Source organism: Eubacterium oxidoreducens, assembly GCF_900104415.1.
Taxonomy (GTDB): Bacteria; Bacillota; Clostridia; order Lachnospirales; family Lachnospiraceae; genus Eubacterium_C; species Eubacterium_C oxidoreducens.
Map to the genome: position 1 here is coordinate 176357 of NZ_FMXR01000008.1, position 11350 is coordinate 187706.

The window sequence follows — 11350 nt, forward strand, 5'->3', positions numbered from 1 at the left end:
AGTGTTAATATTTCAGGATTTAGACCGAGCAACGAAGTTGCTTAAACAAGCAGCGAAATTTAGTCTTGCGAACGTGTGAAAAATAAGCCAAACAAGTGACTAATATGGTATACTTAAAGCATCTGTTGTTATGTGTTAAATTCAGAAGGGGAGCGAATTTATGGCAGTATCGTATAAGAAATTGTTTAAGCTGATGATTGATCGTGATATCAAGAAAAAAGACCTTAAAGATATTACTGGATTGAGCTATGGAACAATTGCCAAGCTTGAGAAAGGCAATAATGTTGAAATAAGCGTTTTGGATAAAATCTGCGTTAAATTAAAATGCCAGCTTAGTGATATTGCAGAAATTACTTATGATGAATAAGCCCGTTTTAACGAATATTACGAGTAGTATGCTTACAATACAATAAAATGAAAAGGTTAGGAATAATCAATGGATAACAAGAGTATCAAAAAATTAGAAGCAGATTTATGGGAGTCAGCAGACTTACTCCGTGCAGGTTCAAAATTGACATCAAATCAGTATTGCATGCCTGTACTTGGACTGCTCTTCCTGAGATATGCATACAGCCGATTCAAAATGGTTGAAGAGGAGATATTAAAGACAAGACCCGTTAGAAATGGTAGACAAATGCCTGTTGAAGCAAGTGATTTTGCAGCTAAAAGTGCATTGTTTCTTCCTAAAGAAGCTCAGTACAGCTATCTTGTTAATTTGCCTTCAAATGTTGCATCAATGGGATTAGTAAACATTGATGGACAGCCTATGGCAAGCCTTGGAGAAGTTGTAAACAATGCAATGAATTTGGTTGAGCAGCAGAGTGAGCAGCTTACAGGTGTTTTACCAAAAAGCTATACAGATTTTTCAGATGATTTGCTTGGAGAACTTCTAAGAATATTCAATAACAATGCTCTTGATGAAGTTGGTGGTGATGTTATTGGACGTATTTATGAGTATTTCCTTAATAAATTTGCTAAGAATATTGCATCTGATGATGGAGTTTTCTTTACTCCAAAATCACTTGTAAAAATGATAGTAAATGTTCTTGAGCCTAAGCAAGGAGTACTTCTTGATCCAGCATGTGGTTCAGGCGGTATGTTTGTTCAGACTGGTGATTTTGTAAATGAAGCAGGATTGCAGGCTAATTCTAGCATGACTTTTTATGGTCAAGAGAAGGTTGAGTATAACGCGCAACTTTGTTTGATGAATATGGCTGTGCATGGTCTTACAGGTGTAATTAAGTCAGGCGATGAAGCTAATAGTTTTTATCATGATGCGCATAACCTTGAAGGACAATGCAATTATGTAATGGCAAATCCACCATTCAACGTAGATAAGGTAAAAGCTGAATCTGCAACTAATGCTGGAAGATTGCCTTTCGGAGTACCTAAAGAGAATAAGAATAAAGAGATAGGAAATGCAAATTATCTTTGGATTTCTTATTTCTACGCCTATTTGAATGAGACAGGTAGAGCTGGATTTGTAATGGCTTCATCTGCAACTGATAGTCAGGGAAGCGATAAAGATATCAGAGAGAAACTTGTAAAGACAGGTCATGTTGATGTCATGATTTCTGTAGGTAATAACTTTTTCTATACAAAGAGTTTGCCTTGCTCATTATGGTTTTTTGATAAGGGAAAATCTGAAGATTTAAAAGATAAAGTCTTATTCATTGATGCGAGAAACTATTATACAGTTGTAGATCGTACTTTAAATGAGTGGAATGAGTGGCAGTTAAAGAATCTAAATGCCATTGTGTGGCTTTATCGAGGTGAAATTGATAAGTATAAGCAACTTTTAGAAGACTATAAGGTTTCAATTGCTGATATGATTTCTGAAGTGGGTGAGGATAGTCTTAAAGCGGTTAATGATAATGTTTTTGTTGATGGATGTGAAATCGCAAAGAAATGTTTAAAGAAAGTCAAAGAGGCTGCAAAAGAAGCGATAGAGTCCTGTGATAGAAAAGATAAAAAACAAACACAAAGTTTTTGGGATGAGAAAATAGCTTCAGTAAAGGAGATTGTTGACGTAGTAAAAGAAGCGCATTGGCTTTATAGCAAGTTCGGCGAAGGAATATATGAGGATATTCTTGGACTATGTAAAATTGCTAATGTTAGTGATATTGAATCAAAAAGTTGGTCTTTAACATCTGGAGCCTATGTTGGCGTGGCGCCAGTTGAGGATGATGGAATTGATTTTGAAGAGAGAATGTATGAGATTCATAATGAACTACTATTATTACAGAATGAAAGTAATCAACTTATGGATGAAATTTCTAAGAATATGAAGGAGCTGGGTGTATGATTGTAGATAAAGTGAAACTTTCAGAGGTATGCAAGTCGATTTCTGATGGTGATCATCAGCCACCTCCAAAAGCTAGCAATGGGATTCCTTTTGTGACTATAGCAAATATTACTAATTCAAATAAATTTGATTTTTCAAATACAATGTTTGTTCCTCGAGAATATTATGACAGTTTGGATGATAAAAGACGCCCAAAGGAAGGAGATATTTTATATTCTGTTGTAGGATCTTTCGGAATACCTGTATATTTAAGAGATAATCAAGCGTTTGTTTTTCAAAGGCATATCGCTATTTTGCGTCCAGATGCTAGTGTAATCAATCCTGAATATCTTTATTACACGATGTTGAGTCGTGATTTTTATATGAAAGCTGATGCGGTTGCGCTAGGAGCAGCACAACGTACGATAAGTCTTACCGCATTACGAAACATGGAAGTGAAGCTTCCCCCAATGGATGTTCAGAACAAGATTGTGGATTTATTAAAGCCTTATGATGCATTTATAGATAATAACCAAAAACAAATAAAACTCTTGGAAGAAGCAGCTAAGAGGCTTTATAAAGAATGGTTTGTAGATTTTAGATTTCCAAATTATGAAACTTATAAGCTTATAAATGATATTCCAGAAAAATGGAGTGTGGTCTCAATTGATGATGTATTTGAAATAAAGTATGGAAAGACATTACCAACTAGTAAGATATCAAAAAGTGGAAAGTATCCTGTGTATGGTGCTAATGGTGTTATAGGATATTATTCTGAGAAAAATGTAGATGAAATTGTTCCATTAATTACAAGCAGAGGAAATGGTAGCGGCGATGTCTTAAGAACGCATGATAGTGAAGCTTTTGTTACCAATAATTCATTTATAGTTAAAGGAAAAGAGGATTACTTACGAATGCCTTTTACATATGAGTTGATGTTGCATACAAATTTTAAAAGTGTTTGTACAGGTTCGGCACAACCGCAGCTAACAAACAATTCTATTAGTACGATTAAAGTTGTTCTTCCAGAAGAATACATCATACAAAAATATAATGCTATTGCTGATAAGTGGATAAAAAAAATAGAAGTACTTCTAATGCAGAATAAAAAAGCAATTGAAGCAAGAGATAGATTGTTACCTAAATTGATGAGTGGGGAGATTGAAGTCTAGTTATTTAAGGAGGGGGATTATTTTGCGCCAAAGATATGACGGAATAAAATTATTAGAAAGCAATGATATGGTCTTTGGGCACTATGTTGAAGAATCTATGAAATATATTGATTCATTTGATTCTTCAAAGGAATTTAACGACGTAAATGAAGTTATAGAAGCATATAATGTTCATCAGTTATTATCTCATAAGCATCTTAAGGTAGAGTTTGTAACTGAGTATGCATCAAAAATAAAAGTACTTATGCCAATTGTGGCTAAGTTTTTTAAGAGCATATCTGATGATAATTTTATAAAGATATGTGATGAAGTAGCTATTGGATATGTAGATGAATTTTGGATTCTATTTGATAAGTTCAAGGTATATGAGCAAATTAGCGAAGAGAAGTTTGCTGAATATATAAATAATCCGCATACAACTCTTCATTACATCTTAAAACAAAAAAGAATAGTAGAACATTATGATGATGTTTTGGCTGATTGCTTGAGAAATTCTGATCAGACTGCCGAAATCATTATTCATAATCACATGGAGAAACAAGGCAATAGAAATAAATGCTATTTACCCAATTCTTTAATGCCATCTGAGTATGAAGGAATACTTAGGAAATATGTTCATTCGATTCACCCAGGTCTTGGCTCGTTAAGAGTAATAGAGATGTTTCAAAGCACTTCTGAGTGTCCAGTTTCAGATAAGCTTCGATTGGAAGCGAGGAAGAGACAAAAAGAGATGCTTAAGGATGGCTCTGTTACGGTATTTAACTCACATATGGGAGTTGGCGTAAGTTTTAGAGATGTTGCGGAACTTGTAACGGTAGAGAATACCCCTGAGGGCCATTTGTTTATATATGACAGGCAATGGCTAAAACAGAATTTAGATTATCCAACGTTATTAAATAATTTTATTTATATGTTTGGATTTGTGGATATGGAGTTTAGGAGTGTTTTTCCTTCTATTTCTTCTAAACTTGGTGTTTTTGAACGAGTGATGGGTGTAAAAGGCATTAAAGAGTATCAGACAGGAAGCTCATTTACTTTTTATTACATGAAAACATCTGCAGATATGCATGGTTATATTGAAGAACTAGAGCGAAACAATATCCGCTTTGAAGATATCATCAAATGGTTTTTTGAAGATTACTTAGTTGAAGAGTTCAATATTAAAGGCTTTTCGTTTGCCACATCTTCAAAAGATAGTAGTTATCTAGAAATGTGTAGGAATTTAGCTTCGGAGATGGATGGTGTTCTAAAACAGTATAGATTATATGCTGAAAATGGTGAGATTGATAGGGAATTACTTGAAATGTCATCTCGTCCAGTGGAGTTTGAGCTATTGCCGTCGCTTAGAACTGAAAAGTATGGGTATGTAAATTCGGATGATATAAGACAGGAAATGTTTTATTTGTTTTCAGATCAGTGCTTGTTGTCATATGTAGAAAGAATTGGAGAGAAATATGAATGTCTTCATGACTTGCTGCTTAATGAAGAATTACGTCTTTCTGATTATACTAGGCAAGATGAGTTATACCAGATTAATTGGCTGATCCAGAGGAACACTCTATGTGTTGAAGATGGACTATTAAAGCTAAATCCAAGTAGGGCGTTTATTTTAAAAGATTTGTATGAACATGAAGTGATTTGTTTGGATTATTATCCATCATATATGAAATCTCTCTTATCAGAGATGAAATCAGTGGGGGATATATGCATTACAAATACTTTTTTATCAGTTCCTGAATCGGATTACTTAAATTATGTGCTAAACAAGAGCCAATATAGTAATGGTATGGATTTGAGGAATCGTTACATTCATAGCACATATTCTGCAAATGAAGAGATTCATAAACGGGATTATATAGAGCTAATGAAAATCATGGTTTTGATTGTGATTAAGATTAACGAAGAGTTATGTAAAAAATAGTAATTCGGTCTATATAAAAAAGAGGGTTGGTATATGTCAGAGCAAGTTTTTGAAATATCTATTCCATTAGATGAAGATGGGTTTATAGAGATGGAATGTGATTATTGCAAAACAAGATTTATGCTACATAAGGATGTATATGAAAATGAAGATAATTTGTTCTTTTTTTGTCCTATATGTGGCATTCCTAATAAAACTAACACATTTTTTGTCCCAGAGGTTTTAGAAAAAGCTCAACAGATGGCTGCGAATTATATGTTAGATGAGCTTGATAAAATGCTGAGTAAGAGCATGAAACAGATTAATAGGAGTGGGTTTATTAAAATGTCGGTTAAAAAGACAGAAAGAGTTCAAGAGAGGGAACTATACACCCCATTGAATTCCTATGTTAAATGCCGAAAAGTGTGTTGTGGTATAGATGTTAAGGTAAAAAATATTGATAAGGAAACGGGGACATATTGTCCTATTTGTGGGTGCGAACAGTGAACAGAAAAGAATTACAGAAAATATCTTTGAAATACAGAACTCTATCAGGACAGTTACTAAAGGTTAATGCGCAGAGCGAAATATATTGTATTCAGCAATTTTATGATTTTATTACAAACACACCATTACTTATTTCTTATATCAATGAATGTAGAATTACTGAATATGATTTTAAGAAGATATTTTCGGAAAAAGGTTGGAATAGTGTTCTAGACCTTCCAGCTGATGAGAAAGAATTAGTTAGCTATGGGTATCAACTTTTAGAATATATTCTTGATGGCCCTAAAGAATTATTTGGCCTATGTATGGGATATACAGATAGTAGAAAATTTTCGGATAACATAGAAGCGTTTATTAGAAAGTCAATTGAGCCATTTGTTGTAGCATTAAGAACATATCTAGAAATTGAATTTATAGAAGCTGACAATGATAAACCATCTACAGATAAGGAGATAAAGAATATTTTCCTGTCTTATTGCCAAAAGGACACTGATATTGCTAATTATTTGGAAGAAAAATTACAACCTGTAATTGAAGGAAAGGCAACCATTTCGCGTGATATACGAGATGTTGAATATCATGAAAGCTTTAAAAGGTTTATGAATTCAATTGAAAAGCATGATTATGTTATTACTTTAATTAGTGATAGGTATCTTAAATCAAGAAATTGCATGTATGAGATGCTTGAAGTCGTTAAGGATAGTAATTTCTCAAAAAGATTAGTTTTTGTTGTAATTAGTGAAAAAGATAGGTCTCTTTATAAAGCAGAACAAGATTTACTGATTGAAGCGGGAGTATATACAGCATCTGGCCAAGCTGAATATAGTAAGTATTGGACTGCTGAAAAGCATAAATTGGAGAGAGAGATTGAGGAAATTGGCAATCCTGTATATGCTATATCACAAATTAAGGAAGTGAAGGTGCTGGAAAAGATTCTTCTTGATTTATCTGATTTTCTCGAATTTATAAGGGATAATAAAGGTTTGTCAATTAGTGAACATACAGAGGAAAACTTTGCAAGTATGTTATCGTTTATGGGTATTGGAGATTAGCGAAAATGGGTATCAATATGAGCTACGATTATTCTGAAAATATTTTAGTTCAAGAGAGTTCAGGACATTTGTTAGAGGATGAGCTGGGCTGGCGTGTTGAACTTGCATACAATCAAGAAGTCCTTGGGGAAAATGGTACTTTCGGAAGAAAGTCATACAAGGATATTCTTCTGGTGCGCTATTTTCAGAAGGCTTTAAAGACATTGAATCCATGGATTACAGATGCACAAATTATAGAGGCGCAGAACACATTTGAAAAACATCTTTCTTCGTCATCGCTTATGCAGATAAATGAGGAGAAGTATCAGTATATTCGAGATGGTATTCCAGTAAAAGTTAAGAAGCCAAACGGACAGATTGAAGAAAAGAGAGCTATGGTCATTGATTTTGAGCATCCATTTGATGCTGAGAGAAATGATTTTTTGGCTATAAAAGAATTAAAGATACATGGTGATTTATATCGTAGACGTACTGATATTGTAGGTTTTGTAAATGGTATACCTCTTTTATTTGTAGAACTAAAGAAAAACTCTGTAGATGTTCAGAATGCATATACTGATAACTACACAGATTATTTGGATACAATTCCGCATTTATTCTATTACAACGCATTTTTGATGCTTTCAAATGGCGTTGAAGCTAAGGTTGGTACTCTTGGAAGTAAATATGAATTTTTCCATGAGTGGAAGAGATTAAATGAGAGTGACGAAGGAAATGTTGCTCTTGAAACCATGCTTAGAGGTATCTGCAAGAAGGATAACTTTCTTGATTTGTTGGAGAATTTTATCCTTTACGATCATTCTGGTGGAAATACTATTAAGATTCTTGCAAGAAACCATCAGTATTTGGGCGTTAATGAGGCTGTAAAGGCATATGAAGCACGTAAGCTTAATGATGGTAAGTTAGGTGTTTTTTGGCATACACAAGGCTCTGGAAAGAGCTATTCGATGCTTTTCTTATCACAGAAAATACGTAGAAAATTTGAGGGTTCACCAACAATTGTTGTTTTGACAGATCGTGAAGAATTAAATACACAGATTAGTGATACGTTCGAGAACTGTGGTCTTCTTGGAAAAACTAAGGCATCGCAATACACGGCTACAAGCGGTGATGATCTCGTTGAAAAGTTGAAAGGTAATCCTAGCTTTATTTTTACTCTTATTCAGAAGTTTAATAAAAAGCCTACAGAACCTATTTATCCTGAACACGACATTATAATTATGTCTGATGAGGCGCATAGAAGCCAATATGGAATCTTTGCTGATAATATGGTTGGATTATTGCCAACAGCATCTAGAATTGGATTTACAGGTACGCCATTACTATCAAGCGATAATATTACTGAGCGTACATTTGGTGGTTATATATCAATATATGATTTTAAACGTGCTGTAGAGGATAAAGCTACAGTTCCGTTGTATTACGAAAATCGTGGCGAGAAGATTCTTGATATTCATAATCCTGAAATTACAGATGAAATTTTGGATGCAATTGAAGCTGCTGATTTGGATGAAGAACAGCAGGAAAAGCTAGAGCATGAGTTTGAAAAAGAAATACATCTTTTGACGGCAGAACCACGTCTTCGTTCTGTTGCAAAGGATTTTGTAAAGCATTACAGTGACCTTTGGACAAGCGGTAAGGCTATGTTTGTGTGTCTTAATAAAGTCACATGCGTGCGCATGTTTAACTTTGTTCAGGAATACTGGAAAATTGAAATTGATAGACTTGAGGAAGAAAAGAAGACAGCCTCACAGCAGGAAGTACTCGAACTTGAGCGCAAGATTAAGTGGATGAAAGAAACTGAGATGGCTGTAGTTATATCTCAGGAGCAGAATGAGATTCAGACTTTCAAAAAGTGGGATTTGGACATCAGGGTGCATAGAGCCAAGATGGAAAAACGTGAGCTAGATAAAGAATTTAAGGATTCTGAGAATCCGCTTCGTGTAGTATTCGTATGTGCGATGTGGCTTACTGGATTTGATGTTAAATGTTTGTCATGCTTATATTTGGATAAACCTTTAAAGGCTCATACTTTGATGCAGACGATTGCTCGTGCTAACAGAGTAAATGAAGGAAAGAGCAATGGTTTAATTATCGATTACATCGGTATTGTAAAGGCTTTGAGAAAAGCTCTTGCTGATTATACGGCAAATACTGGAGGCAGAAATACTGATCCGACTGTTGATAAGGCTGAATTGATAGCTCGTGTGTTAGAGGTCATTTCTTCTGCGGAAGAGTTTTTGGAAGAAAAAGATTTTGAGCTTAATGACTTAATCTATGCAAAGGACTTTACAAAGCTTGGCATGCTACAAACGGCAGCTAATGCGGTATCTGATAGTAAGGAGTCAGCAAAACGTCTTATGACTTATGCTACTGAGCTTACTCGTATGATGAAGTATCTAGATAGAGATGATATTTCACCAGCGGATAGAGAAAGAAAAGATGCCATAATTGCCATTTTTGATGAGCTTAAGAAAAAGAAAAAGCATGTTGATACCGTTGACCTGATGGTGCAGATTAATGGTATTTTGGGTGACTATATTACAATTGAAACCACTGTTGATACTGATGAAAAGTCAAAGCGATTTGATATATCTAAGATTGATTTTGATTTGCTGCGTAGAGAGTTTTCTAAGGTAAAACAGAAGAATCTTATGCTTAAAGATTTGGATGAGCTTATTCAAATTAGAATTGATGGCATGCTTAAGGAAAATCCTACTCGTGTTGATTATTATGAGAGATATCAGAAGATTATCGAAGAGTATAATCAAGAGCAGGATAGAGCTACCATTGAAAAGACATTTATGGACTTGATGGATTTAGCAAATTCTATGAATGAGGAAGAGCAACGTTATGTTCGTGAAGGCTTCTCAAGTGATGAGGAATTATCGCTTTATGACTTACTTTTTAATGAAAATCTTTCAAAAGAGGATATCAAGTCCATTAAAAAGGTAGCTGTTGATTTGCTTGAAAAGATTAAGAATCGTATTTCTCAGCTTGACCATTGGACTGATAAGCAGGAAACCAAAGCTGAAATTGATAATCTTATAAGGGATACTCTTTGGGAAGAATTGCCAGAGAGTTATGACGAGATACGTATATCCGAATATAGACAGAAGATATATGAGTACGTTTATATGAGGTATAAGGAAGTAGCATAGATTGGGAGGATAAGACTAGATTTTAATGCGTAAATATAAATGTCCAAATAATTGTCGATTACCACGTAGAAAAAAGGAATTAGTAGAAAAGGATGGAAAATGGGGCTTTGACTATCATGATTTCACATATTGTCCTGTATGCGGTGAGATGATGCCACAAACACATGAAGCGGTTAAGCGTTTTTTTGATATTTATCATCTAAATTCAAAATTAGATAGGGCAGAGCAGCTTATTTATAAATCTGAGTTTAATGCTGCGGCGCGAGAAGCATTTGTTGTAGTTGAAACAGCACTGCGTAATAAGTCTGGGTTGGATTTACATGGAGTTGATTTAGTAAACAAGGCTTTGAGCTATGATGTAGATAAGAAAAGTGGCCAAATTACAAAAATTCCGCTAATACAATTAAACAATCTAATTACTGATTCTGAAAAGAATGAGCAAGAAGGTGTACGCTTTATGCTGATGGGATTTTTTCAAGGCGCTAGAAATATTTTTCAACATAATAAGGTCGGTTCAGGAGCATCTGATGTTTTATCAATAATAATCCAAGCGTCTTATTTTTTGAATTTATTAGATGGGCATAGTATCACGAAGCATGGAGAGTGGATTCGAACAAAAGTTGATTATTCTGATATTTACCAAAATATGCCAAACCATATTGATCGTTTAAAACTTAGATGTATATTACGATTTAGAAATTGGAAACATAAAAAGATGCAATCCAAAATAAAGGATACTTGTGAATCATAGTACGAAAAATGTATAGCTACTATATAAAAATGATTTAGTGAAAAGAGCCTTGGCAGTTTGCCAAGGCTCTTTTATAACGCGTAAATCACAGAAAACAGAAGAAGTTAAATTTTTGTCCCAAAAATTTGAGCCGCAAAAAGCCAGAGTTTATGCGGTTTTATCGGCATTGATTTTAAATGTCACAAAGTTCAAAATGATGATTCTTGCAACATCCGGACAGCATTCTTATAACACTCGGACAAACATTCTTAAAATATCCGGACAAGCATTCCTATAACTTACGGACAACGTTCCTAAATTATCCGGACAAGATGACATCTTAAAATCGCTTTCTTAGAATGTATGTATATACATTCTAAGGAGGTAATGAAATGAGGTGTCTAGAACCAATGATAATTACAGAAATCCTTCGCTTGAAGGAAATGCATCTTACATACCGTGAGATTGCTGAAGCTACCGATGTATCAAAAACAACTGTAGGTGAGATTATCAACAAGTGTAAAGAATGCGGTCTCACTTATGA

The 11350-nt window shown here is 34.3% G+C and carries 10 protein-coding genes; all 10 read left to right on the forward strand.

Annotation, left to right across the window (positions count from 1 at the left end; translation table 11 throughout):
* Positions 1 to 160 precede the first annotated feature (160 nt).
* Positions 161 to 367 (forward strand): helix-turn-helix domain-containing protein, encoded by a 207-nt coding sequence (locus BLS20_RS06185; protein ID WP_090173337.1) that lies wholly within the window; start codon positions 161 to 163, stop codon positions 365 to 367.
* A gap of 69 nt (positions 368 to 436) precedes the next feature.
* Complete coding sequence (locus BLS20_RS06190) at positions 437 to 2305, forward strand: class I SAM-dependent DNA methyltransferase (protein ID WP_090173340.1); 1869 nt, start codon at positions 437 to 439, stop codon at positions 2303 to 2305.
* A complete protein-coding gene (locus BLS20_RS06195) occupies positions 2302 to 3456 on the forward strand; it encodes a restriction endonuclease subunit S (RefSeq protein WP_090173342.1) in 1155 nt (384 codons plus the stop codon). Before BLS20_RS06190 ends, BLS20_RS06195 begins: the two co-directional genes overlap by 4 nt.
* Before the next feature lie 22 nt (positions 3457 to 3478).
* Positions 3479 to 5377 (forward strand): hypothetical protein, encoded by a 1899-nt coding sequence (locus BLS20_RS06200; protein ID WP_090173344.1) that lies wholly within the window; start codon positions 3479 to 3481, stop codon positions 5375 to 5377.
* Positions 5378 to 5410: 33 nt separating this feature from the next.
* The gene (locus tag BLS20_RS06205) at positions 5411 to 5863 is read left to right on the forward strand and encodes a hypothetical protein (RefSeq protein WP_090173346.1); all 453 of its coding nucleotides are present in this window, start codon (positions 5411 to 5413) and stop codon (positions 5861 to 5863) included.
* Complete coding sequence (locus tag BLS20_RS06210; RefSeq protein WP_090173348.1) at positions 5860 to 6915, forward strand: toll/interleukin-1 receptor domain-containing protein; 1056 nt, start codon at positions 5860 to 5862, stop codon at positions 6913 to 6915. Before BLS20_RS06205 ends, BLS20_RS06210 begins: the two co-directional genes overlap by 4 nt.
* A gap of 5 nt (positions 6916 to 6920) precedes the next feature.
* On the forward strand, positions 6921 to 10076 hold the full coding sequence (locus tag BLS20_RS06215) for a type I restriction endonuclease subunit R (RefSeq protein WP_242870540.1): 3156 nt from the start codon (positions 6921 to 6923) through the stop codon (positions 10074 to 10076).
* A 25-nt stretch (positions 10077 to 10101) separates the two neighbouring features.
* Entirely contained in the window at positions 10102 to 10827 is a 726-nt protein-coding gene (locus BLS20_RS06220; protein ID WP_090173350.1) for a TIGR02391 family protein, read from the forward strand.
* A gap of 37 nt (positions 10828 to 10864) precedes the next feature.
* A complete protein-coding gene (locus BLS20_RS13735; RefSeq protein ID WP_176762315.1) occupies positions 10865 to 11104 on the forward strand; it encodes a hypothetical protein in 240 nt (79 codons plus the stop codon).
* A 145-nt stretch (positions 11105 to 11249) separates the two neighbouring features.
* On the forward strand, positions 11250 to 11350 hold a 101-nt coding region (locus BLS20_RS14095; protein WP_423230171.1), incomplete at its 3' end, for a winged helix-turn-helix transcriptional regulator.